At 70.5% G+C, this 24720-nt stretch carries 17 protein-coding genes; 3 read left to right on the top strand and 14 right to left on the bottom strand.

All coding sequences use genetic code 11. The annotated features are described in order from the left end of the window. Genes BLU27_RS16375 through BLU27_RS16365 form a run of 3 tightly spaced genes read right to left on the bottom strand, consistent with a single transcriptional unit; the run spans window position 1 to window position 3439 of the window. Window positions 1-921, bottom strand: coding sequence for a carbohydrate ABC transporter permease (locus BLU27_RS16375; protein WP_241827466.1), 921 nt, complete (start codon window positions 919-921; stop codon window positions 1-3). Then, entirely contained in the window at window positions 918-1901 is a 984-nt protein-coding gene (locus BLU27_RS16370) for a carbohydrate ABC transporter permease (protein ID WP_092654559.1), read from the bottom strand. Before BLU27_RS16370 ends, BLU27_RS16375 begins: the two co-directional genes overlap by 4 nt. Beyond that, window positions 1898-3439: an arylsulfatase gene (locus BLU27_RS16365; protein WP_092654558.1), complete on the bottom strand. Its 1542-nt coding sequence runs from the start codon at window positions 3437-3439 to the stop codon at window positions 1898-1900. Before BLU27_RS16365 ends, BLU27_RS16370 begins: the two co-directional genes overlap by 4 nt. A 119-nt stretch (window positions 3440-3558) precedes the next feature. Between BLU27_RS16365 and BLU27_RS16360 the strand changes: the two genes are divergently transcribed. Further along, window positions 3559-4587, top strand: a complete 1029-nt coding sequence (locus tag BLU27_RS16360) for a LacI family DNA-binding transcriptional regulator (protein ID WP_092654557.1) — start codon at window positions 3559-3561, stop codon at window positions 4585-4587. Here BLU27_RS16360 and gvpJ read toward each other — a convergent pair. The 4 genes from gvpJ to BLU27_RS16340 form a co-directional block, all read right to left on the bottom strand. Continuing rightward, the gene (gene gvpJ / locus BLU27_RS16355; RefSeq protein ID WP_092654556.1) at window positions 4571-5875 is read right to left on the bottom strand and encodes a gas vesicle protein GvpJ; all 1305 of its coding nucleotides are present in this window, start codon (window positions 5873-5875) and stop codon (window positions 4571-4573) included. The genes BLU27_RS16360 and gvpJ overlap by 17 nt on opposite strands. A gap of 277 nt (window positions 5876-6152) precedes the next feature. Beyond that, a complete protein-coding gene (locus tag BLU27_RS16350; RefSeq protein ID WP_092654555.1) occupies window positions 6153-6686 on the bottom strand; it encodes a DinB family protein in 534 nt (177 codons plus the stop codon). A 93-nt stretch (window positions 6687-6779) separates the two neighbouring features. Beyond that, window positions 6780-8084: an MFS transporter gene (locus tag BLU27_RS16345; RefSeq protein WP_197681456.1), complete on the bottom strand. Its 1305-nt coding sequence runs from the start codon at window positions 8082-8084 to the stop codon at window positions 6780-6782. Between the two features lie 41 nt (window positions 8085-8125). Further along, a complete protein-coding gene (locus tag BLU27_RS16340; RefSeq protein ID WP_092657794.1) occupies window positions 8126-9325 on the bottom strand; it encodes an amidohydrolase in 1200 nt (399 codons plus the stop codon). 168 nt (window positions 9326-9493) lie between these two features. Between BLU27_RS16340 and BLU27_RS16335 the strand changes: the two genes are divergently transcribed. After that, window positions 9494-10141, top strand: coding sequence for a GntR family transcriptional regulator (locus BLU27_RS16335; protein WP_092654553.1), 648 nt, complete (start codon window positions 9494-9496; stop codon window positions 10139-10141). A 45-nt stretch (window positions 10142-10186) separates the two neighbouring features. Here BLU27_RS16335 and BLU27_RS16330 read toward each other — a convergent pair whose 3' ends face one another. Continuing rightward, a complete protein-coding gene (locus BLU27_RS16330) occupies window positions 10187-11359 on the bottom strand; it encodes an MFS transporter (protein WP_157728581.1) in 1173 nt (390 codons plus the stop codon). 294 nt (window positions 11360-11653) lie between these two features. Between BLU27_RS16330 and asnB the strand changes: the two genes are divergently transcribed. Then, window positions 11654-13609: an asparagine synthase (glutamine-hydrolyzing) gene (gene asnB, locus BLU27_RS16325; RefSeq protein ID WP_092654551.1), complete on the top strand. Its 1956-nt coding sequence runs from the start codon at window positions 11654-11656 to the stop codon at window positions 13607-13609. Here asnB and BLU27_RS16320 read toward each other — a convergent pair. Genes BLU27_RS16320 through BLU27_RS16295 form a run of 6 tightly spaced genes read right to left on the bottom strand, consistent with a single transcriptional unit; the run spans window position 13554 to window position 24720 of the window. Continuing rightward, window positions 13554-15062, bottom strand: a complete 1509-nt coding sequence (locus BLU27_RS16320; protein WP_092654550.1) for a phosphotransferase — start codon at window positions 15060-15062, stop codon at window positions 13554-13556. The genes asnB and BLU27_RS16320 overlap by 56 nt on opposite strands. After that, window positions 15059-18427 (bottom strand): ABC transporter transmembrane domain-containing protein, encoded by a 3369-nt coding sequence (locus BLU27_RS16315; protein WP_172804965.1) that lies wholly within the window; start codon window positions 18425-18427, stop codon window positions 15059-15061. The genes BLU27_RS16320 and BLU27_RS16315 overlap by 4 nt, the downstream gene beginning before the upstream one ends. Continuing rightward, the gene (locus BLU27_RS16310) at window positions 18424-19848 is read right to left on the bottom strand and encodes a phosphotransferase family protein (protein WP_092654548.1); all 1425 of its coding nucleotides are present in this window, start codon (window positions 19846-19848) and stop codon (window positions 18424-18426) included. The genes BLU27_RS16315 and BLU27_RS16310 overlap by 4 nt, the downstream gene beginning before the upstream one ends. Beyond that, the gene (locus tag BLU27_RS16305; RefSeq protein WP_092654547.1) at window positions 19845-21116 is read right to left on the bottom strand and encodes a glycosyltransferase family 4 protein; all 1272 of its coding nucleotides are present in this window, start codon (window positions 21114-21116) and stop codon (window positions 19845-19847) included. The genes BLU27_RS16310 and BLU27_RS16305 overlap by 4 nt, the downstream gene beginning before the upstream one ends. Next, window positions 21101-23281, bottom strand: coding sequence for a phosphotransferase family protein (locus BLU27_RS16300; protein WP_092654546.1), 2181 nt, complete (start codon window positions 23279-23281; stop codon window positions 21101-21103). The genes BLU27_RS16305 and BLU27_RS16300 overlap by 16 nt, the downstream gene beginning before the upstream one ends. Continuing rightward, window positions 23278-24720, bottom strand: coding sequence for a phosphotransferase family protein (locus BLU27_RS16295; RefSeq protein ID WP_092654545.1), 1443 nt, complete (start codon window positions 24718-24720; stop codon window positions 23278-23280). Before BLU27_RS16295 ends, BLU27_RS16300 begins: the two co-directional genes overlap by 4 nt.

The following is a 24720-nucleotide window of genomic DNA, read 5'->3' as shown; positions in this document are numbered from 1 at the left end:
TCACCCCTTCACAGCCCCGGCGATGCTCTCCACGAAGTGGCGCTGCAACAGCAGGAAGACGACGACGATCGGTGCCAGCGCGATGGTTGCCCCCGCGGTCATCACGCCCCAGTCGCTGAGGTACTGGCCGCGGAGGGCGTAGATGCCGACCGAGAGGGTCCGCAGCTCCGGCCGGGTCAGGGTCAGCACCAGCGGGAGCAGGAAGTCGTTCCAGCTGTGCAGGAACTGCATGATCACGGCTGTCGCCGTCACCGGACGGGCAAGGGGCAGATACACCGAGGTGAAGGTACGCAGGAAGCCGGCGCCGTCGATCCGGGCGGCTTCCTCGAGTTCTGCCGGGAGCTGGGCGAAGTAACCCGCGAAGAGCAGTACGGCAACGATGTTCACGCCGCCCGCCTCGGCCAGGGTGACACCCCACAGCGAGTCCGTCAGATGGAGCCGGTCGATCAGGTCGTACACCGGGATGATGGTGTAACCCTCCGGGAGGAACACCGCCAGCGCCAGCACGGCGATGACCACCTTCTTGCCCGCGAAGCGATAGCGACCGAGCACGTACCCCATCAGTGCGGCGGTGAGCACCGCGATCAGGATCGAGAAGCCGGTGACGAAGACGGTGTTGAAGAAGTACCGCCCCATCTGCGCGTCGCGCCAGGCCTGTGCGTAGTTGCCGATCCGGAGAACAGTGCTGAACGGGCTCAGGGATCCGAAGATCTCGCTGCTGCTCTTCAGTGAGGAGGAGACCGTCCAGATGAACGGATACACCCAGACGAGGACGATCGGCACCAGGATCACCGACATGATGACCGCCCACAGCCGGTCCCGGCGCGAGAACCGCCTTTGCCGGACGCGCTGCCCGCCGCCGGGCCGCATCCCTTGCGCCGGCCGCGGTGGGGCACCTGTCGACGGTGCTCTGCCGGTCACCCGGCATCACCTCGGGCCCTGCCGAGCTCACGACGGGTCTCGGCGACCCGCCGGGCGACCCACAGTTGGACGAGGGCGAGCAGCAGGGTCACGGTCCCGAAGAAGCAACCGGCCGCGGACGCGTAGCCGAGCCGGGGCACGCCACCTGCCTCGTCGGCGGCGAAGGCAGTGCGGTAGATGAAGATCTCCATCACCTGGGTGCTGAAGTACGGGCCACCCTGCGTCATGGCCTGAATGATCGCGAACGCCTGCAGGTTCTCCTTCGCCGTCAGGACGATGATGATCAACGCGAACGGGAGCAGGATGGGCATGGTGACGTGACGCACCAGGCCCGCCCAGCCGGCTCCGTCGATGCGCGCGGCCTCGTAGTACTCCGCCGGAACCGTCTGCAGCGCGGCGAGCCAGTAGATCATGGTGATGCCGAAGTTCTTCCACGTGTGCACGAGCAACGCGGTCCAGATCGCGAGCTTCGGGTCGGACAGGAACTCCACCGGCGAACCCGCCAGTCCCGTTCCTGCGAGCGCGGTGTTGATCGGGCCGTTGTTCGGGCTCAGCACGAACGTCATCACCACGCCGATGATCGACGCGGACGCCATCACCGGAAGAAAGAACAACGTGCGGAAGGCGACCGACAGGCGCATCACCTGGCGGTTCAGGATCACCGCCACCACCAGCGCCAGCCCGACCCGCAGCGGCGTGCCGACCAGTACGAAGATCATCGACCTGCCGAGCGCGGACCAGAACATGTGGTCACCGAGCAGTTCGCGATAGTTGCCGAGGCCGACGAAGGTCATGTCGTTGCTGAAACCGGCCCAGTCCATCGTGGAGTACACCCACGACATCACCATCGGGTAGAAGGTGAACATCGCGGTGAGCACGAGAGCGGGCAGCAGGAACACGTAACACCAGCGGCTCGTCGTCCGCTGGTACCACCCGCCGACCCGGCGCTGTACCGCCGAGCCGGCCTCGAGAGCGGTCATCCGGCTCCCCTGCCCAGCAGCGCGGTGATGTCCGATCGTTCGGTCTGCACCGGCCTGCCGATGACGAGTTCCCCACCGGCCACGTAGCCTTCCTCGCGGTCGGTCAGGTAGCCGATCAGCCGTCGCCGCCAGTCGTCGATCTCCGTCTGCCTGCCGGGGTCCCCGACCAGGTTGTGGAGTTCCTGTGGGTCCTCCTCGAGGTCGAAGAACTGCTCCCTGCCCTCGGCCGACGCCCAGAGGTACTTGCGGCGGCCGTCTGTGACCCACTGCAGGGACTGGGCGAAGTGGGTGTGTTCGCCGTGGATCTCGCCGCGCCAACTCTGCGGCCGGGTCCCCTGGACGTACGGCACCAGGCTGGCACCGTCGACCGTCTCCGGGATCGGCACGCCGGCCATCTCGAGGACGGTCGGCATGATGTCCCGCAACTCGGTGACGTCGTCGACCACGGCACCTCGGGGCGCGTCCGGTGCGAACCTCGGCGCAGGGCGGACGATCATCGGAACGTGCGCGCTGCCCTCGAAGCCGACCGACTTCCGGTACATGTCGTGGTCACCCATCATGTCCCCGTGGTCGGACACGAAGACGATCGCGGTGTCCTCCAGCAGTTCGTGGTCGGCGAGCCCTTCGAGCAGCCGGTTGATCTGGACGTCGATGTGACTGATCAGCCCGTAGTAGCCGGTGGTCGTCCGGTGGTGTGACTCCGGGTCCAGCCGGCCCATCACCGTCTGGTGGTAGTTGTCCCGGCGGAACTCGGAGAAGTCGCCGATCCAGTCACCACGCGGCGGCTCTGTCCGCTGCCGGCCGTAGTACTGGTCCCAGGCCCACTGCGGTGGGTTGAACGGCGCGTGCGGCCGATGGAACGACACGTAGCTCAGGAAGGGCACCGTCGGGTCGCGGCGCTGCAGCCAGTCCAGGGTCTCGTGCACCACCCAGTTGGTCGGGTGCAGGTATTCGTCGCGGTTCCACGGCAGCGCCACCATGGAGTTGCAGCCGACGCCGTCGTCGAAGTAGTCGGCGTGGGCATCCATCCCGGGCTGCCGGCGCAACCAGGTCAGGTAGTCGTCGTTGGCTTCCAGATGGCGACCGCCGTAGCGGCGCCCGAAGTGCAGGAAGCCGTCATGCAGCCGTACGTCGTCGAAGCCGCACCGGGACCGCTCGGGGAAGACGTGCATCTTGCCGACGGCCTGGGTCTGGTAGCCATGCTCGCGCAGCACGCCCTGCATGGTCACCGGATGTGCCTCGGTGAACGGGATGCCGTCCCGGTAGCCGGTCCGGCCGTGCCGCTCCTGGGACTGTCCGGTGAACAGCGCGACCCGGGCGGGCACGCACGTCGGAGTGGCCGAGTAGGCCCGCGCGAAGCGGGTGCCCTGACCGGCGACCTCGTCCAGGTGCGGCGTCTTCACCACGGGATGGCCAGCACAGGACATCGCGTCGCCACGCATCTGGTCGACACAGATCACCATGATGTTGGGTCTGTCCTGACGGCGGGTACGACTGCCGGACTGGCGACTGTTCGCGGCGTACGGCGGCAAGCTCATTCCCTACCTCTCCGACCGGAAATGAAGTATCGGTTATGCGCCTAACCAACCACTACTCTGGGCATGCTGTCAATGCGCTTTCCCGGATGGCATGTGGCCTTCGTGGTAACTCCTGAGAGGTGAAGTTGAATCGGCGCCGAGCAACGCAGGCCGATGTCGCGCGCGCCGCTGGCGTGTCGGTCGCAACGGTTTCCTATGTCGCGAGCGGGCGCGCGAACCGGAAGAACCCGGCAACGCCCGAGGTCACCGCCCGGGTTCTGCGAACGATGCGGGACCTCGACTACACCCCGGCCCGGTCCGGCCGGGTGCTGGCCCGCAGCCGCACCGGTCTCGTCGCGGTGGCGGCGTACACGCCCTTCAATCCGTGGGCGCTGGGACTGATCACCCAGATCGAGGAAGTCGCGGCCGATCACGGACTCGGCGTCGTCATCCAGCGATACGGCCATACCGAGAACGCCGCCGACCTGATCGAGACCCATCTGCTCGAGGGTCTGGCCGACGCCGCGGTGGTGGTCGGTTCACCCTCGTTCGGTGCGGGGCGGCTGTACAGGATCGGGCGGCGGGTGCCGCTGCTCGCGGTCCACCATTCGTACCGTCCGCGGGGTTTCGACGTCATGGTCCAGCGTGAGGCGACCGCGGTCCGGGCCGCCGCCGAGCACCTGATCGGTCTCGGCGTCAAACGTCCGGCATTCATCGACGTGCCGGACACCGGAGACCACCCTCGTCGCGACGCGTTCGTCGACACCTTTCTCGAGCACCGCTACCGGCCCGGCTCCATCGCCGTCGTCCAGGATCGCGAGAACGCGTTCACCGGGTTTCTCGACTCCCGGCACCTGGCGACCGAGCTGCTCGATCAATCGCCACGCAGAAGACCCGACGCCATCATGGCCAGCTCCGACCGCGCCGCGATCGCCACCATGTGGGCGGCCATGCAGCTGGGCATCTCCATCCCAGACGAACTCAAGGTCATCGGCGCAGGCAACATCCCCGAGGGTGCCGACCTCCGGCCGGCACTCACCACAGTAGGCAGCGGGGTCGAGGAGTTCCGGCCGACGCTGGAACGCCTGATCGCGCGCATCGACGATCCCAGCATGCGAACCGGCACCCACGTGGTGCCATGGAGGCTGATCCTCAGAGACTCCGCCTGACGGGCTCGCGACCAGCCCTCACCAGAAGCTCGGTGTCAACGGTGCGCTCGGCCCGGCCATCGGCCCCTGTCCGCAGGGCACGCGAAACGGCGGCGCGCATGCTGGCTGCAGACAGGTAGCGGCGGTCGGGATCCTTCTGAAGCGCGCGCAACACGATCGCGTCGTACTCGGGTGCAAGACCTGGACGCAGAGCGGAAGGAGCGAGCGGTTCCTCGTGGATGTGGCGGCAGGCGACTTCGTACGGCGTGGGGCCGGTGAACGGCGGACGGCCGGTGAACAACTCGTACAGCACACAGCCGACCGCATAGATGTCGGTACGGTCGTCGATCGGTCGCCCGCCGGCCTGTTCGGGCGACAGGTACTGCGCGGTGCCGACTATCGCGGCCGGGTCGGTCAGGGAGCCGGTTCGCTCGGTGGGAGCGAAGGCGATGCCGAAGTCCATGACCTTGATGGCGCCGGACGTGGTGACCATGATGTTGGCGGGCTTGACGTCGCGGTGGACAGTGCCGTGCTGATGGCTGGCCTGGAGCGCGTCGAGGACCTCGAGGATGATTTCCAGGCCGCGCTCGGGCCGGATCGGGGCGTCCTCGGCAAGCACCTCCTTGAGGGTCGTGCCCTCGATGTGCTCCATGACGATGAACGGAACGTCGGCTCCGCCATGGTGGTCTGTGCCGGTGTCGTGGACGACGACGATCGAGGGGTGGTTGAGGGCGGCGGCCAACTGCGCCTCGTGACGGAAACGCGCGAGAAACTCCGGCTCGGAGGCGAGATGGCAGCGCAGAACCTTGACAGCCACCGCCCTGCCGAGGCGGTTGTCCACGGCGTCCCACACTTCTGCCATGCCGCCCTGCCCGAGCAAGCCCCGAAGTTCGTAACGCCCGCCAAGGCACCGGGCGGTGATGTCCGACCTCCCCACGCCGGCCAGGCCGCCCTGGGAGTCGGCGCCCCCTGGTCCGCCGGCTTCGTGGTCGACCTTCCCGGCGTTCGTGCCCCGCACGGTCTGGTCGGCGCCCGCCGGCTCGGCGTCGCGCGTCGGTCCGGGCTGCACACCGGCCACGTCCTGCGGGGCGTCCAGGTCGAGCCGGCTGACCACCTCGGCGAACCGGAGGTAGGTGTCGATGCTCGCGATCACTGCTCGCGCATCAACCGCGAGGACTTCGGCTCCGAGAGCCGACACTCGCACGTTGGCGTCGATGACGATGCCCTTGTTGAGCACGACCTCGACGACCTCGGCGAAACTGGCAGGTCGAGGCGCTCGGCTGATGCTCTGTGCGATCACAGCTGCCATGAGGGGCCACCTCCAACGGCCTATGCCCTCCGCCCCGGACACGAAGCACGAGGCCGACGAGGTTCGCGGTGCGAAACGTCCGCACCGGACCGCTCCCCAGACGGCACGGCTCGAACCAACGCTACTTACCCTCCCACATGATCATCCGACGCCCAAGGCGGAGCGGGCGGCGCTCGCGGGGAGCGACCGGGGCACTTCCAGGCGTACGGCAGACGTGAGGGACGGCCGGCTGACTGCCGCCGGTTGCCATCCGTCGCCGCGTGGGTCCGCAGCGAGATCAGATGCCGAGGTCGCAGACAAGGTAGCCGTCGAGTTCCAGCAGCAGGTCCGAGGTGGGCAGGTCGGGTAGGGCGTGGCCCAGGTCGCGGGCGCGAACCTCGCTGATCCACTTGCTGTGCTGGTACTCGTGGTTGACGACGGCGGCCATCACGACCTTCGCGACCATCGCCAGTTGGGCCGGTGCGCCCACATCGCCGTCGCGGATGTCGCCGATGCGTTTGTGCACAGTGCGAGCGGCGTTCTCTCGGAACGTCGCCAGTCGCCTCAGGTCGGGCAGCGCTCCGCGGCCGGCTTCGGGATTCGCGGAGTCCATGATCGGGTCGAGCTCGGGGTCAGGGCTGGGCTCGGCGGCAGTCAGGTTCCGCACCATGAAGTGGGCAACGTGGGCCTGGTGGCCAAGATGCCAGCCGATCGGGGAGAAGTTCTCGTGCGGTCGCCAGGTGACCTCCTCGGGGGTGAGGTCACGCCAGAGCTCGTCGGTGTACGCGCGGGCACGGTCGTACTCACGCAGGAGCAGGTCGATCGCGGGCATGATTCGCTCAGCTTTCCGGTGTTGGCTACCTTTCGAGCAGCTACGGCGTGCTGCACTCCCCGGCCAGAGAGGCGTCAGGGCGTTCGAGGAACCCTACTCGCGGTCATAGACAGGGGCGGGTGCCGAACCAGTCCTGAGGTGGTGGGTCGCAGGCGCGGAGTTCGGGCGATCCGCGCCGCTGTAGCGAAGCAGGTCCGGAGTGCGTGCCCCCAACGCGAGCAGGAACACCACCAGGGACAGCGCACCGACGAACGCCGTCGCTCGTACACCGAACAACGAGGCGGTGGCGCCCTGCACCATCGTGGCAAGGGGCAGAACGCCGATGGTCAGCTCCTGCAGCCCCAGTACGCGACCTCGCACCGCGGGCTCGGTCATCATCAACAGGAGCGTCGTCTGCAGAACGCCGAACGCCGAGCTCGCCAACCCGCCGAGGCCCAGCAGTACGAAGGACAGCGGTACCGACCGGGACAGGGCGAAGGCCGTCCACAGCACACCCCAGATCGCCGTGCCGACGACGAAGAAACCACCCTTGAACCGGAAGTCGCCCAACGCCGCGATGACGAGCGACCCGGCAAGTCCGCCGAGTCCGCCGCAGGTGAGCAGCCAGCCGAGCCCGGTCGCGTCGAGGCCCAGATCCCTCGCGAACACCGGCATGAACGACTGGTAGAGCGGCCAGAGGGTGAGGTTGGCGGCGAGCGTGACGAGCAGGGCCGCCGCCGCGAGCCGGTTCGTCATCACCGCGCGCAACCCGCCGACGAGCGACTCCCAGATCGACTCGCCGGGTCGACGGTGCGCCACCGACGCCGGAACCGCGGCCGACGCGCTGCCCACCTTGCGCAGCGGCCACAGCAGGAGCCACGACAGCAGGAACCACAGTGCCGAGACCCACAGCGCCGTGGAGGCCCCCAGGGCGCTGATCAATACTCCGCCGGCGGCCGGGCCGACGATCTGCGTCATGTTCATGACGATGGAGTTGAGCGCGTTGGCGTTGCTCAGGTTCTCGCGCCCGACCAGGTCCATCACCAGCGTCGACCGCGCCGGTTGCGACGGGGACTGCGCGAGTCCGATGCACAGACCGCCGACGACGATTCCCCAGTACGGCAGATGGCCCGTCGACGCCAACGCGGCCACGACAGCGACGGCGACGAACGCCCACCCCGCGGCGACGAGCAGCAAGGTCGGCCGGTGGTGGCGGTCGGAGACGACACCACTGATCGGCCCGAGCATCATCGGAGCCAGCCGGGCCGCGGTGAAGACCGCCAGCAGGAGCTCCGACCCGGTCCGGTCGTAGACCAGCCAGCCGAGGATCAGTGTCTGCGTCCACGCGCCGCCGAAGAAGAACAGGTTCGAGAACCACAACAGCCGGAACGACGGATAACGCAGCAGCGAGGAGAACAAGCGCGTGCCGGGAACGGTGGGCCGGCGTGAGTCAGGCCCCCTCATCGGGCGCCGGGGCCCACGACCACCCGTCCCCCGACGAGCACCGTGTCGCGCGACGGCACCCGGGTCACGGCGTCGGAGAGGTTCTCCGCGTCGAGGAGGACGATGTCGGCCGGGGCACCCGGCACGAGGTCGTGCACGGCCCGGCCGCCGAACCCGGCGCCCGCGCACGTCGCGATCTCCACCGCGGAGCGGAGGTCTCCGTCATGCCGCCACCCGGCGAGCCGGGCCAGCGTCCCCGCGAGCCGCAGCATGTCCCCGTCACCGAACGGACCCCACAGGTCACGGATCCCGTCGGTGCCGAGACCGACCGGTACGCCGGCGTTCCGAAGCTGGTCGAGTGGCAGCGGAGGCGCGGTGATCGGTGCGACGGTTGTGAGCGAGACACCCGCACCGGCCAGGCGTTCCACGAGGTCCCGTTGCCGGGCCGGTGGAACGTCGCCCAGGGCGAACCCGTGCGCGATGGTGACCTGGCCGGACATGCCGGTGGCCTTCGTGCGCTCGACGATCAGCTCGAACTCGAACGCGCCCAGCTCCCCCGAGTCGTGCAGGTGGATGTCCAGCCCGACGCCTCGCCGCTCGGCCAGATCGAACAGCGCGTCGAGTTGGCCCACCGGGTCGCGGTCGATCGACGCGGGATCGAGCCCACCGACCAGGTCCGCGCCCTCCGCGGCCGCCCTGTCGAGCAGGTCGAGCACGCCCGGGCGACGTAGCACGCCGTCCTGGGGAAACGCCACGACCGTGAGCGCGAGGCCCGGGTCGGCCGCCGCGACCGCCTCGCGTACGACGTGGATGCCGTCCAGACCGACGCCCAGGTCTACGTCGACGTGACTGCGGAACACCGTCGTGCCGGTCCGGACGAGCTCACGCACCATTGCGGTCGAGCTCTCGAGGTCGGGAATGCCGATCTCGTCGCGGCGGGCGCGCTCGTGAGCGATCCGGCCCTGGGTACCGGACTCGCCGCCGTAGGGCACCCACGGCTTGCCCCACCAGGTCTTGTCCAGGTGCGCGTGCGCGTTCACGAACGACGGAATCGCGAGCAGGCCCCGGCCGTCGATCACCTCACCACCGAGATCCTGGGCAGGGTGCACGGCCGTACCGGACGTCGGCTCGACCGCCACGACGGAGCCGTCGTCGACGTGGATGTCACAGGCATCCCCGCCCCACGGACGGACGTTGCGCACGACGATCTTGGACACCCGCTGCCTCCCCTGCTCCACGGCCGCCACCGGACACAGCGTCCGGGACCGACGACCACACCGCGAAAATGGTATACCAAACCGACATGCGGTCCAACGACCGGCGGACGAGACGGGAAGTCCGCTGCGGACCCCGGGTGTGGCCGCCGACATCGATAGCATGCAGCGATGGGTGACCGGACCGAGGACGAGAGCGAGTCGGCGCGGGTCGCGCGCATCCTGCGCGAACAGATCGTCGACGGTGTTCGCGTCCCGGGCTCCCGTCTGGTCGAACGCGACCTCGCGGCCGAGCTCGGCATCAGCCGCGTTCCAGTACGGGAAGCACTGCACACCCTGGCTGCCGAAGGCCTGGCCGTTCCCAGGCGGAACACCTGGATGACCGTCCGGACCTTCACCGACCGCGACATCGCGGAACTCAACGAGGTCCGGCTTGCGCTCGAGCCACTCACCGTTCGCCGCGCCGCCCAGCTCCGTGACCCCGAGGCCCTGCGGCGGATGAAGCGATGCCTGGACGCGCAGGGCGGGGCGACCGCTCGCAAGGACGCGACCACCGCCCGGCGCGCCGCCGCCGATTTTCACGAGGCGATGACCGAGGCCGGCGGCAACTCACTACTGGTCGAGATCTCCTCCTCGCTCGCCGGCCGGATGCGCTGGCTACTGGGCCAGTACGACGACCTGCAACCGGTGTACGACGAGCACCTGGAGCTCTACCTCGCCATCGAGTCCGGCGACGCGAGAGCCGCCGCCACGCTCGCCCGCCGCCACCTCCGCGCGGCCGCGGCCCGAACGCGTAAGCCGGGACACGGCCCGACCTGACAGCCCAAGCCCGTGAGGCCGCCTGTTCCAAGGCCGGCCGGAGGCCTATCGGGCCAGCCATCGCCGGCCCGCTCCCGCGATCGTCGATGCCGTCAGGCCGGCGCAGGTGGTGAGCAGGAGCGTGGGGTTGGGGCCGTAGGTGTCGATGAGGCCCCCTGCCACGGCCGATCCCAGGGCGATCCCGATGCCGACAGCTGCGGCCAGCCAGGCGAAACCTTCGGTGAGGCTCTCGGTGGGCACGAGCAGCTCGACGAGTCCGGTGCCGGCGATGAGCGCGGGTGACACCGCCAGGCCGACCAGCAGTGCACCCGCTGCCATGACCGGAATGGTGGAGGCGAGAACGAGTGGGACCGACGCGGCCGCCATGGCCATCAGGGCCAGCAAGAATCGCAGCCGCACCGGGGCGCGCCAACGCACGACGCCGTACACGATGCCGGCGATGACGCTGCCGGTCGCGAAGGTAGCAAGCAGTACGCCGGCCAGGGCACTGTGACCCTCACGTTGAGCGAACGCGATCACACACAGGTCGGTGGTCCCGAAGCACACCCCCATCATCACGTGAGCGGCAACAAGCACCCACAGGCCACGGACACGGTAGGCGGGAGTGGCGGTACGCCTCTCGCAACCTGTCGCTGCTCCCGATCTGCCAGGTGGCTCGGTGCCGTGCTGGGCCGCGAAGAGAACACCACCCAGGACCGCCAGGGTGACAGCGGCGACCACGCCGGCTCCTGGCCACACACTCGTCGCCAGGAATGCCGCCAGGACAGGCCCGATCACGAAGACGCCGGCGTCGAGAACCGACTCCAGCGACAGTGCGGTGTCAAAGCGAACGCTTCCACCGGCGAGCATTTTCCACCGCCGCCTGGCCATCGAGCCGATCTGCGGTACGGCGGCGCCGGAGACGACCGCGAGGGGGAAAAGAAGCCAGGTGGGGGCCTCGTCGGTCATCGCGGCGGCGACCAGGGCGCCGGTCGCGACACCGAAGATCCCCAGCAGTGGCAGCAACACCCGCCGCTGTCCCCAGCGATCGGCCAAGGATCCGGTCATCGGGCCGGCCAGCGCGGTGGCTACCGCCAGCGTGCCACTCACGCTCCCGGCCAGCGTGTACGAACCTGTCTCGAGGCTGACCACCAAGACGGTGCCAAGACCGAGCATCGACAACGGAAAACGACCGATGAGTCCCGGCACGACGAAACCCCGGGCGCCCGGCAGGCTCAACAGAGAACGATACGGCGCCAGCAAGATCACTCCTCGGGGTTCAGACCGGTCGCCAGGCAGTCAACCACCCGCCTCCGACACCCCTCCGACACGAGAGGCGGCGCCCGTCGTCTCGGGCACGCCTGTCCGAACTTCCGTGCACTCCCGTCCGGGCGCCGTCATCAGCGAGCACCGCCTCGCATCATCGATGGCTCACCACTGTCGGAGCCCACATTCACAGCCGGCGTACAGGCTGCGTACAGGTGGGACCCATACCGTCGTTTGTCGTCGGTCGGCACGGTGGGAGGAGCTCAGGTGTGCGGCATCGGTGGTTACGTCGGCCTGGACGAGGTGACCGGGGCGCCTGTCCTGGCGGCGATGACCCGGGCACAGCGGCATCGGGGGCCGGACGGGGACGGGACCTTCACCGGGCGGGCGTTCGGTCTTGCCCACCAGCGGCTGGCGATCATCGACCGTGCCCGGGGCGCCCAGCCGATGGTCTCCCCCGACGGCCGGTACGTCCTCAGCTACAACGGTGAGGTCTACAACTACCGGGACCTGCGCGCCGAGCTCACCATGGCGGGGCGGACCTTTCGGACGGACTCCGACACCGAGGTGGTGCTGGCCGCCTACGAACGCTGGGGTACGGCCGCGTTCGACCGGTTCAACGGCATGTTCGCCCTCGCGGTCGCCGACACGGTCACCGGGCGGGTCGTCCTGGCCCGCGACCAGTTCGGGATCAAGCCACTGCACCTGGCCACCGGGCCGGCCGGTGAGACTCTGTTCGCCAGCGAGATCGGCGCACTGCTGGCGACCGGCCGGCTGCCCCGCCGCCCGGACGACACGACCGTCTACCGCTACCTCCGCCACCGTGTGCACGACGACACCGAACGGACGTTCTTCGACGGCATCCGCCGGCTGTTGCCCGGGCACCTGGCGATCCTCGAACCGGACGGCACCGCGACCGTCGAGCCCTACACCCACTTGTACGCCGAGCTGCGGGATCTGGCTTCGCGACCGCAGCCGTACGACGCGGCGGCTCGCGAGCGGTTCGCGCGGGCGCTGAGCACGGCGATCCGGCTCCGGCTGGTCAGCGAAGTACCGGTGGGAACGGCCCTGTCCGGTGGCTTGGACTCCTCCACCATCGTGGCAAGCCTCGACCGCCTGCTCGGGCAGCAGTCCTCCGACGCAGGTGCGCTCGGGTCACGCCAGCAGACGTTCTCGGCGGTCTTCCCCGGGCAGATCAACGACGAGGAACGCTACGTCGACGCGGTCGCCGCACGGTGCTCGGACCGGTTGCGGGTGCACAAGGTGTATCCCGAACCGGAGGGGCTGGTGGCCGAGCTCACCGACTTCGTTCGTACGCAGCAGGAACCGGTGATCTCCACCGGCCCGTACGCGCAGTACTGCGTGATGCGCAAGGCGAGCCGGCACGTCACGGTGATGCTGGACGGGCAGGGCGCGGACGAGCTGCTCGCCGGCTACGCGCCGTACGTGCTCGTCCACCTTCGTGAGCTCCGGCGGTCGGGGGACAACCGCCGGGCCGCCGGCGAGCTCGCCCGTTCGGCGGACGTGTTGTGGCGGCTGGGCCGGTTCCGCGTCGCTGACTCGTTACGGCGGCGGAGCAGAACGCCGATCACCGACCTGCTCGATCCCGACTTCGCCGCTGCGCACGCCGACGAGACCCTTCAGGTGGTCCGCGACGACGTGAAGCGACGCCTGGAGGACGACCTCTTCCGGCAGAGCCTGCCCGCCCTGCTGCGATATGAGGACCGCAACACCATGCGCTTCTCCATGGAGGGAAGGGTGCCGTTCCTCGACATGGACCTGCTGCGGGCCCTGTGGACGTTGGACAATTCGGCCATCATCGGCGCGGGCTGGAACAAGCGGGCGCTACGTGACTCGACCGCCGGCCTGCTGCCGAGCAAGGTGCACCGCCGCCGGAACAAGATCGGATTCACCACGCCGGAACGGGCCTGGTTCCTGACGATCCACGAGAGCCTGCGGGAGATTCTCAGCTCGCCGTCCTTCCGGGACCGCCCCTACTGGCGGCAGGAAGCCGTCCTGCGCGCCTTCGACGACTTCGTGGCCGGTAAGGGAGCCGCGGAGACGATGGCCTTCTGGCGGCTGGTCAACGTCGAACTCTGGCTTCGTACGTTCATCGACACCGTCCCGGCAACGCTGCGGACCGGCTCGGGTTCGGCCGAGCAGGCGCCTACTCCCCAGCGCTTGTCAGGTCGCCGAACCGGGCCGACCGCAGTTGGTGGGTGAGGACGGTCAGCCGCGGACCGATCCGGGCGAGCCGCACCTTGGTCCACGCGTGCAGCATGGCGGTCAGCAGGTCGCACGTCTCCCACAGCAGCACCCGGTCGCGGGAGACCGCCGCATGGTCCTGGTAGGCCGCCAGGAAGCCCTCGCACAGGTCGTCGAGCAGAGCCAGGTTGTCCGAAAGCGGCGTGCCGGCCATCGGCTGCCCACTCGCCGCCAGGACGCTGATCCCGATGTCACGCAGCTTCGCCCGGAACCGGCCGAGGTCGAGCGCGGGTTCTGCCATGCAGGAGCCGTCGAAGTCGATGAACCCGATGGCGCCCTTGTCGAGGAGTACCTGCGCGGGGCGGAAGTCGTGGTGGACGCACACCGCCGGGTCGTCGGGCATGGCACCGGCGTTTTGCCGCATCCGGGTGAGCAGCGGCCGCGCCGCCGGGCGCAGCTCGGGCACCGACTGAGCCAGCCTCGCGATCACCTCGTCGACCTCGGCAAGCTCCTCGTCGAACGTCGCCGTCCGACCATACGTCGCCCCGCACCCGTGAAGTGCCGCGAGTGCCACCGCCGTCCGGGCGAGTTCGTCCCGCAGCCGCCCGAGCGCCCGGTCACTGCCGTCGGCGATGGCCGTCCGGGCGAGTTCCTTCAGGGTCTGTTCGCCCGGCACGGGGCCCTGCACGAGGATCCGTTCCCGTGGACGATAGGCCAGCGGTTCGGCCAGCGTCACCACCTTGCCGTCGCTCAACTCCGTGTCCCACAAGGCCCGCATCGCCTGCCAGGCGGTGTTTCCCTTGTCACCCTGGTGGGTTTTCAGCACCACGGGGTCGGGCAGCCCGCGGTCGGCGTGCTCCTCGGCGTACGTCATCCGGGCCACCACAGTGCACCGGCTGCCCGGCTTGTAGCGAACGACGTCCGGCGCGCAACTCGCGACCCTGACCTCGCCATGGCCGGCGTCGAGCAGGACACTCTCGATCAACCGGGCGGCCAGGTCCGGCTCGACCAAAGACGGCACCGCGGGCAGCGCCTCGTCGGCCAGCTCCACGTGGAGTGCGAGCCGGAGTTCGGGAAGCCAGCAGCTCCAGCCCGACGTGCCGAACGGCGCGTCGGTCGCAACCGGATGGTCCGCCAGTTCGCCCACGCCGGGCCGGTCTGCCGTCGCGCCCATGTCCGGCAGCTCGGCGGACGGCGGCCAGAGATTGCCGACGAGGACGACGTCGCCGTCGCCACCGTCTCGGCCGGGGTCGACCCGGAGCCGGTAGCGCGCCAGCCACCGCGTCCCCTTCGCCCTCAACCGCTGCGGTACGCAGGACAACAGCCGGACCTGCCCGTCGGCGATCTCGGGTACGTGGCGCCGCAGGGCTTCCTCCACGCGGTCGGGCATCATGCAGGCGGCAAGCCACTCCGGCAACGACGCGAACGCCGTCAGGGGGTCGACCACCAGGTCGTCGTTCAGGGGCATCATCGGGTAATCCTCCGAGTCCAGTCGTCGTTGTCGTCGAGCAGTTCCAGCGCGGTTCTCAGCCGGTCGTCCTTGAGCTGCCGGCAGGCCCGCAGAGCGGTCCGGGCGAGGCTCGCGTCGCGGTGCACAGAGATCCGGTCGAGCAGGTCCGGTTCGAGCGCCACCGATGGGGAGGCCTCGGCGTAGGCCCGCAGAAAGGCCCGGCCCAGTTCGTCCAGCAGGGGCCACGCGGCGGCGCCGGCCGCCTTGGTTCCCGCGAGCTGCAGGTGGGCCAGGAAACGGCCAAGGTCGACGGCGCGCTCACCACGGCGAACCGTGTCCAGGTCCACCAACGCCATGTCGCCCGAGCCGACCAGGAGCTGCGCCGGGGTGAAGTCGCCGTGGCACAGGACCTGTTCGGAGTCGGGTATGTCGACCATCGGGTCGAGCAGTCCGGCAAGGTGCCACCGCACATGGTCCGCTACCTCCGGCCACACCTGCCGTACGGTGTCGAGGTCGTGCCTGACGGCGGCAATCTCCTCGGCCCGGGAGTACGCATGGGCGTCGAGGCTCTCGCGGGGGTGGAGAGCGGCAAGCACCCGCCCGGCCCTCGCCATCGACTCGAGTGCGGCCCGCGAGGTCGGCGCGGAGCCGGCAGCGGACCAGGTCCACGACCCGGCGCGCAACAGCGGCTCGCCCGGCACGGCCTCGGTGAGAAGCAGCCGCAGCTCGGGCAGGTAGCCGACCAGGCGGGGCAGACGGAGGCAGTCCGCCGCGGTGCCCGGTCCGGAAGGGCGAAGAGCCCTCAGCGTCGCGGCGGTCGCTTCACCGCCACCGTCCTCGTACACCTTCCCGTACAGGGACTTCGGGCCGGAGCCGTTGCCGGGTGGCCGCTCGTAGCGGAGAACGCAGGCACCCTCGCGCGGATAGTGCACCACCCGGCTCGACCAGCCGGCGGACCCGGCGGGATCGGCGAGACCGGCACCTGCGAGCTCGGCCAGTGCGCCCGGGTCGACGGCACGCGCCAGGGTTGGCAGCGCGGGGTCCAGGGGGAACGGGTGGACCGCGATCCCGGTGCCCCCGACCACGCCCGCCCACCGTCGCCACGGCCCGGCCGGATGGAGGCTCTCGACGCGCTCGGCCAGTGTCTCCAGGCGCTCCTCGACGTATGCCGTCGCAGCGTGGTTGTCCGGATGGACGCGAGCGAGCACCGTGCGTTCGGGCATCCAGTCCGACGCCCTGCCGGGCACGTTCTCCGCGATCCGCACGGCGTACCGCAGAGCGCAGGTTCCGTCGGGGAGGTACCAGAGTTTCTCCACTCGCGCGTCGAGCACCGAGTGGGTCGCAGTGGGCGGCAGCAGGGTCTGCTCGACCGCCTGCGCGGCGAAGGTGGGATCCGTCGCCTGCCGCAGGTCGGGCAGTCGGGGATACAACGGCTCCGCGAGCATCGACGGCCGGTGACCGGGGCGAGTGGGCAGGAAGCCGTTCCCGGCCGGGCCGCCGCCGGACCCGCCGGACCCGCCGGACCCGCGGGAAAGTCCGTCGCCTCCGGACCCGTCCAGCGGTGTGGCGTCCGGCGGTGTGGCGTACGACGACCTGGGCCCGTCGACGATCACGCCGTCGGCGACCTCCAGAACCCGGTCGGCGAACCGGATCAGGTCCGGGTCGTGGGAGATGATGATGGTCGTTTTCCCCCGCATCAGCGTGCGCAGCGCATCGACCACGAGGCGGGTCGACTCCCGGTCGAGCCCGTTCGTGGGCTCGTCGAGGATGAGGATCGGGGTCTCCCGGATGAAGGCCCTGGCGATCGAGAGCCGCTGGCGCTGTCCGCCCGACAGCGTCGTGGCCCGTTCGGCCAGGTGGGTGTCGTACCCGTCCGGCAGTTCCTCGATGAACCCGTGGGCGTTGGCCGCGCGGGCCGCCGCCTCGATGCGTTCCATGGTGGCGTTCTCGATGCCGTAGGCGATGTTCTCCGCGACGGTGCCGCTCAGCAACACCGTGTCCTGCAGGACAAGGCTCACCTGGCTGCGCACCGACGCGAGCGTTAGGCCGCGCAGGTCGTGCCCGTCGAGCAGCACCTCGCCGCTGGTCGCGTCGTAGAGGCGGGGCACCAACTGCGCGATCGTGCTCTTGCCCGCGCCGCTGTGCCCGACGAGGGCGACGATCTCACCCGGTGAGACCTCGAAGTCCACGTCGCGCAGGACCGTCGGCCTGCCGTTCGCACGTGACCCGTCCGCGTGCTCGGCGGGGTACTGGAAGCCCACGTGCCGGAAGGTCACACGCCCCTTGAGCGGTGGGGCCGCCACCGCGTCGGGCTCGTCGCGGACGTCGACGCTACGGTCGAGCAGGTCGTCGATCCGCTCCACACTCGCGAAGACCTTGCCGACCTTGTACCACTCGCTGACGATCTTGCGGGCAGGCTTGAACATGTTGCGCAGCAGCAGGATGAACAGCACCAGCGTGCCGACGGTGATCGCCCGCCGGTCCAGCAGGAAGATGCCGATCCAGACGACGGCGGAGATGGCCAGCGCCTCGGCGAGGGCGATGACGAAGCTGAACTGCGCCTGCACGTTCGCGGTCCGCAACGACGCGCGCATGCTCTGCTCGGTCTGGCCGGAGAACCGCTGCAGGTCGACGGTGCCGCGCCCGTAGCTCTGCACGAGCCGAATGGAGGTGAGCATCTCCTGCGCGGTCGAGGCGAGCTCACCTTCCCGGGTGCGTTGCGTCTTCGACGCGGCCTTGATCCGCCGGGAGAAGTACTGCGAGATACCGGCCAGCAGCGGTACGACACACAGCGCCACCAGGGCGACGTTCCACGACTGCCACAGCAGGACGGCGAACGTGCCGACCAGCACCATCGCGCTGCCGACGATGTTGCTGATCGACGCGACGACGAACTCCTCCAGTACGAGGACGTCGCCGGTGACCCGGGTCAGCACGTCACCGGTGCGCTTCTTGTCGTGGTAGGCCAGCGACAACCGCTGCAGGTGCGAGTACATCGCGACCCGCATGTTGTAGCCGAGCACCCGGCCGGCTCGCGCCATGCAGACCTCGGCGAGCGAGTCGGCCGCACTGTTGATCACTGCGATCAGCACGATCGCCAGTGTGAGCACCGCGATCGTCTCGATCCGGACGGAGGGGATGAACGCCGGAATCCCCCACTCGCGCGGCGTCGGCCGCCCGGTCTGCAGGAAGTCGACCAGGCTGGCGATCGGGTACGGCTCGGCGATCGCGGTCAGTGCCTCGAACGCCAACAGGGCAAGGGCGCCCACGTAGGCACGTCTGCCGCCCTTGAACCGCCGGAAGAGCCGCATGGTGCGGCGCAGGTCGCTGACCTTGCGTTCGGTGGGAGGGGTGTAGGCGCCACCCCGCGTCATCGTGGAAGTCACGGCCGTGTTCTTTCCAGCTTGTCGAGACATCGATGTGCCTGGGCGGCGAGCGCACCAGGTAACGGCGATCGCGGTGCGCGGGCGAATGCCCGCAGGGCCTTCCGTTCGAGCGCGACCGCCTCGTACCAACGAGCTTCCAGGCGCGCACCGGGATCGTCCCCACCGCCGCGTGTGCGGATGTAGGCGGTGAGGAACTCCTCACCGAGCACGGCGAGAAGGTCGGCGTCCGCGGGTCTGCCTCCGACCAGCCTGCCCCGGACTGCCTGCTGGGTAAGGGATGCGAGGAACGTGCCGAGGTCTCCGGCAAGGTGCGCGACGCCACAGTGGTCGAGGTCGAGCATGACCACCCGGTGACCGTCGAGCAGGAACTGGCTCGGCTTGCAGTCACCGTGCACGAGGCCGTCGTTCCCCGCCCCCGTGTGGGCTACGGCGGACCGCGTCCTGAGGAGCCGCTCGGCCAACGCTGCCAGCGCCGTGCCCAGCGGCTCGTCGACCGTGGCGATCCGGGCCGCGCGGAGCCCGAAGCGACGTAGCTCGCGTTCGACCGGCCGCTCCCGCGTGCTGATCACCGGGTACGCGTGGAGTTCGGCGAGCGCCCGGGCCGCCTGGCGTATCCCGGCGACCGCACCCGCCGCCGAGGCTGCCGGCCGTGCCCTCCCCCTGGCCCACAGGCGCTCGAGCGGCACACCGGGTACCGCCTCCTGCACGACTGTCGCCAGGTCGGGGAAGTGGGCGACGGGCGGCGCCAGCCGGAGTACCCCCGCGGGGGACGGCGCCACTGCCAGGGCGCGGCCCTCGCGCGCTACCGCCGACGCCTTGTCGGGGTCGTGGTAGACCTTCACGACGTACGCCGGGTCACCGGGACCGAACTCCATCCACAGCGTCGCCCGCTTGCCGGGCCGGTAGCGCAGGAGCCGAACCCGGCAACGCCGATTGCGGGTGGACGCCCGGTCGCCGAGGGCTGCGCGCATCCGGTCGGCGAGGACGGCCGGGTCCAGAACGCGCCGCAGCCAGGGCAGGTCCGGGTCGTACGGAAAGACCGACAGTCGTACGCCGGGCGCGACGACCGGCCCGTCTGCGAGAGCCGGCCCGCCAGCGCCGAGCGGGCCGTCACCGAGCCAGTCACCGCCGAGCATCTCGTCGCCGAGCATCTCGTCGCCGAGCAGGTCCCCGCGGACCAGGTGTTCGGCGGACTGGTAAAGCACCACCGCCCGATGGCCGGGCTCGTACTTCGCGTCCAGCACGTGGCAGGCGCGGGGGGACCGACCATCGGCACCGCCCAGGGCGGCGGCCAGCCGCGGGCCCATCACGCGCGGCAGCAGCGCTTCGGCGAACCGCCCGGCCTCACCGGCAGACTGACCGGCCGCGCCGACGCCGGGCCGGAACGGGTGGACCGTCGTACGGTGCGGAACCCGCGTCACGAGGCCACCTCCGCCGTGAGCGGGGTCCGCGGGTCGAAGACGGCCTCCAGCGCGAGTGCCGCGGCCTCGACGTCGTACCCCGACTCGACCGTTCGGCGGCCGCTCTCCCCGAGCCTGCGCCGCAACGCCGGGTCGGACGCCAGTACGGCGAGGTGTGCGGTGATCGCGGCCATGTCACCGGGCGGGGCGACCAGGCCGTTCTCGCCCGACCGCACCAGCTCGGGTATGCCGCCGGTCGCGGTGGTGACGACGGGGATCCCGCAGGCCATCGCCTCCACGAGGACGTTCGGGATCCCGTCGCGATCGCCGTCCTCGGTGACGCACGGAGTGAGCACGAACACGTCGGTCCGGGCGAGGGCGCGGGCGATCTCGTCACGATCCCGCTCACCGTGGAAGGAGACCAGCTCACCCAGCCCGAGCCGAGTGCTGAGTTCGGTCAGCTCTCGCCGCAGCGGCCCGTCGCCGTAGATCTCACCGCGGAAGCGGTAGCCGGCCGCAGCCAGGGCGGCCCAGGCACGGAGCAGGTCGGCGAACCCCTTCTTCTCCACCAACCGCCCGACCGACACGAGCGTGAGGTCCCGGCCGGGAGCCCGGAGGGTGGGAGAGAAGCGGTCGAGTTCGACGCCGTGGTGAATCACCTGTACCGGCGGCCGCACCTCGGCCGGGACGGTCCTCGCGATGTAGTCGGCGTTGACCTGGCAGCAGGTCACCACGGCGTTGGCCGCGGCCGCCCGCGCGACCAGGCTGGCCGGCGGGATCTGGTACAGGTCCCGCGCGTGGGCGGTGAAGCTGAACGGCACTCCGGTGAGGCGGCGCGTGAGCATCCCCACCAGGGCGGGATCGTGGGCGAAGTGGGCGTGCAGGTGTGGCGTCCGCGCGTCGGAACGTCGCAGCCGGAGCACCAGCACCGCCACCACGACGGCGTGGCCGAAGCAACGGACGGCCGAGCAGGTGGCGTATCCCCGGCTCAGTCCCGGATTGGCCAGGACGTGAAGCAGCGTTGCGACATAGCGCACCGGGGCGGCGGCCAGGACGTGCGCGTGGCCGGCGATCCGCGACCAGCGCGCCCGGAACCCGACGTCGTCGAGGAAAAGTATCGGCGCGCGCACCTTGTCAACCTGGGATTGGCGGCGCTGCTCGTTGGAGTGGGCGAGGCTGACGATGGTGAGCTCGGCTCCGCGCCGTTCCATCGCCAGCACCTCGTTGAGGATGAACGTCTGGGACAGGCGCGGCCAGCTGCGCACGACGAGGATCACGCGTCCAGGCATTCCAGCCCCCTCTGAAGTGCGCGGGCCACCTCACGGCTGCGCGCCGGACCCTCTGCGCACCGGTGTGGTCCGGTGCCCAGGACGAGTTGCTTCGCGATCTTCAGCCAGGTGTACGCGCCGAAGTGTGCGGTGCGGCCGAGGGCAGGCCGGCCGGCCAGGGTGGCGTACTCGTCGAGGAACGCCCGCCGCAGCGCGTCCGCCTGAGCCGGATCGGCGCGCAGGTCGAGGTAGGCGCAGAAGTGCGCCAGGTCCAGTGCGGGGTCGCCCATCCGGGCCTCGTCCAGGTCGATGACGGTCACGGCGATGTCGACGAGGACGTGGCCCGCATGGAAGTCCTTGTGGATCGGTACGTCGGCACCGGGCGGAGTCAGCTGCGCGGCGCGCGTCCAGCCGTCGGCCAGCCGCCAGGCCAGGCCGAGCAGGCCTGGTTCCCGGTCCGCGACCAGACTCGCCCACGCACGAGCATCGGCGGACTCCGCCCTCAGGTCGAGGCGCCGGGCGAGGACGACTTCGCTGCGGTGCAGTCGGGCCAGCCAGCGTGCCGCGGCCCGTACGCCCGCGAGCGCAGGCAGTCCGTCCAGCCGGTCGAGCGGGACGCCGCCGCAGTGCCGGTAGAGCATCAGCCCGCGTTCCAGGGGCGAGGGCAGCGGCTCCGGTACACGGAGCGCGCCACGGTCCTTGAAGGGGCCGTCGGCGAGCGCGCGCAGGTTGGCGTCGGCGAGCGCGGCTCGGTGCGGCTGTGCGAACGTCTTGCCGATGAGCCGGGTCGGGGCGCCGGGCCGAAGACCGCGGACGACGTACTGGAGGACGGTACGCCGCCCGGGCGCGTGCTTGATCTGCCGCGCGGCCGTGACGTCCAGCCCCGCGGGCTCGGCGGCGACCGGGACGAGCTCGGGTCGCAGTGCCCGCGTCATCGCGTGCCGGTCCAGGAGGTGTCCGGCCAGCGGTGCCGGCGTACGGGTGGGCAGGGCCGCGACCAGTCGTTCGAGACAGTCGAGCAGGGCGGGGACGCGGTGCCAACTGTCCACTTCGAGCCGGCGGTAGCGCCGACCCGCGAGCGAGACCAGCGCGAGGCACTGCCACCACGACAGCGCGTCGGGGTCGACCAGTCCGGCCCGCTGCTCGTAGCCGGCGACGAACGCCCGCGCCGCCGCCTCGATGGCGGGGCGCTCCCCCGCGTGCCGTACCCCCTGCCACAGCAGGTGGGCGAGTGCGGCGCCGAGGTCGCGCTCGGCGGCGCACCGGCAGGCGCCGTCCAGGTCCAGGAGCGTCAACCGGTTCCCGGTGGCGACGACCTGACCGGGCCGGAACCCCCCGTGCCCGAGGACCTGCGCTCCGGGCGAGGGCAGCCAGGACGAGAGCCGGTCGAGCACCGCCGTGAGCCGCCGGCCGGCGTTCGGATCGACCTTCCGCACGGCCGCCAGCGAATCGGAGACGACCCGCAGGAGGTCCGTTCCGTTCCGGGTGGGTGCCGCGACAGGCAGTCCGTGGAGCCGGGCCAGCAGAGTGCCCAGCCGGTACGCCAGCCGCGCCCGCGCACGTGGCGGCACGGCCGGATCCCGGAGCACGTCGGACAGACAGCGCCCGCCGACCCCTTCGTGCACGAGGACGGCGTGATCCGGCCAGGTGAGGACCAGTCGGGCCAGCAGCCAGCGAGGGGCCGCCGTCGCCAGCTCGGTGAGTGCGGCCGGCACGGTCGACGCGGATGCCTTCTCCCCGGTCGACCCGAACACCTTGGCGTACAACACGTGCGTACCGGCGTCGGTCCGGAGCCGGTACCGCAGGACGCAGCGGGACCCTGGGCGATACCTCACCGGTTCGATGACGCAGCCGCGAACCATTCCGGTGCCCAGCCGCGCCCCGAGCAGGTCGCTCACCGCCACCTCGTCGGCAGCTGCGGCCAGGCCCGGCAGCGCGGGGTCGGCCCGATAGTCGTGTCGCGTCGCCCCCTCCGGCGTCACCTCCCAGGCCACGAACGTCTCCGTCCCCGCGAGAGACGTCACCCGGTAGGCGAGGACGCAGCGTTCGCCCGGCGTCCAGCGTGTGTCGTGTCGGCTGAACCCCGGCGTACGGGAGGCTTCGGCCATCACCTTGCCCAGGTGCGGCAGGGCGGGATCCAGCCCGGCGAGCGAGGCGTCCGCCGTCGCGAACGCTCCCGCGCTCACCGCGCACCTCCGGCCACCGCGTTCTCGGCCAGGCGGACGGCGCGGACGACGCGCTCCGCCCACTGCGGGTGGTGCACCGGGATCCGTCGGGCTGCGAGCTTGAGGTGGAAGAGCACCGCGAGGTCGCGCGCCCGGGCCAGCCGGACGCGGTCGCAGGGACCGTACCCGTCGACGAACGCCGAGATCGCCGGCCGCGCGTCCACGCCCAGTGAGTCACACCACCACGACACGTCCGCGACGAACTTCCCCAGGTCCAGGGCGGGCTCCGCGATCGCAGCTCTGTCCAGGTCGATCAACCGAACTTCGCCCTGTGTGGCAAGGAGGTTGTCGCACTTCAGGTCCCCGTGGGTCAGAGTAACCGGTTCGGCCGGGCGGGCGTCGAGGGCGACACCGAGCCGGCTGATGACGTCCCGCATCCGGGCGCCGACGTGTGGGAGCAGGCCGTGGATGTGTTCGGCGGCGCGGGCGGTTACGGCCAGCTCCGCGAACGCGTCGTGTCGCGGCAACGCCGGGATCCACGGGTGTGCCGACGCCTGGCCCGGCCACGACGCCGCTCCCGGCCGCGCGCTGTCGACCGGGACAGGTCCCGCCTCATGCACCAACCGCACGGCCTGGCCGATCCTGCGGAGCATCTCGGGCGCCCGTGGGTCGGACAACCGCCGCCACAGCGGCTCGCCGTCCTCCACTGCCCACCACGCCGCGCGGTCGGCCTCGACGTACCCGATCGACCGCGCCGGCCGGACTCCCGGCACCGAGGCGGTCAGCACGGCGTCCAGCGCCGCCGCGACCGCGGTCACCAGCGCACCGGTCTCGTCCCGGTACACCTTGACGATGCTTCCGCCCGAGGCCGGCGGGGACACTTCCAGCTGTCCGGCGGCTTCGGCTGTCACGACGCGGAGAACATGCCGCTGGCCGGGGCGATAGCGGATGGTGTGGACCTCTCCCCGGCCCGCCGTGGACCGGCGGTCGAGGCTCGAGGCCGTCGCGGTCACGTAGCCGGGCTCGTAGAGGCGGACAAGGGCCGGGAACGCCGGATCGATCGGGGCCGTCATGAGCGTGAGGCAGCCGTCCGGCGAGGCGGCTACCAGCTGGGTGAAGGGCTCCACCAGGCCGCGTGCCTCCGCCTCGGGTTCCAGTGCCGAAGCTTCGCCGAGGTCGGCCGGAACCGTCGACCACGTGACGGCGATATGACGGGGAGCCCGGCAGTCGCTCCCTGCCTCGAGGGTGTAGTACGCGGTGAGCTTGCGGCCCGGCTTGTACTTCGACCGCAGCAGGCGCGGGGGCGCCAGGCCCGGCCGAGCTGGCAGGCACTGGTCCAGCAACGGCTGCAGGCCGTGGGCCAACGGGTCGCTGACGGCCCGGCGGACGCCTTCCAGCCCGCAGTGGCCGGCGACGAGCCGGGCGGTCCGCCCGGACGCGGTCGAGGAGGTGCCGGTCAC

Origin of the sequence: Actinopolymorpha singaporensis, assembly GCF_900104745.1 — a bacterium.
GTDB classification, from domain to species: Bacteria; Actinomycetota; Actinomycetes; order Propionibacteriales; family Actinopolymorphaceae; genus Actinopolymorpha; species Actinopolymorpha singaporensis.
The sequence above is the reverse complement of the archived record's forward strand: the minus strand, read 5'-3'. Positions and strand labels throughout refer to the sequence as shown.

Excerpts from the sequence above, each read along its gene's own strand:
- BLU27_RS16370 (WP_092654559.1), bottom strand. The coding sequence starts at position 1,901 with ATGACCGCTCTCGAGGCCGGCTCGGCGGTACAGCGCCGGGTCGGCGGG.
- BLU27_RS16365 (WP_092654558.1), bottom strand. The coding sequence starts at position 3,439 with ATGAGCTTGCCGCCGTACGCCGCGAACAGTCGCCAGTCCGGCAGTCGT.
- gvpJ (WP_092654556.1), bottom strand. The coding sequence starts at position 5,875 with ATGGCAGCTGTGATCGCACAGAGCATCAGCCGAGCGCCTCGACCTGCC.
- BLU27_RS16350 (WP_092654555.1), bottom strand. The coding sequence starts at position 6,686 with ATGCCCGCGATCGACCTGCTCCTGCGTGAGTACGACCGTGCCCGCGCG.
- BLU27_RS16335 (WP_092654553.1), top strand. The coding sequence starts at position 9,494 with ATGGGTGACCGGACCGAGGACGAGAGCGAGTCGGCGCGGGTCGCGCGC.
- BLU27_RS16320 (WP_092654550.1), bottom strand. The coding sequence starts at position 15,062 with ATGATGCCCCTGAACGACGACCTGGTGGTCGACCCCCTGACGGCGTTC.
- BLU27_RS16305 (WP_092654547.1), bottom strand. The coding sequence starts at position 21,116 with ATGCCTGGACGCGTGATCCTCGTCGTGCGCAGCTGGCCGCGCCTGTCC.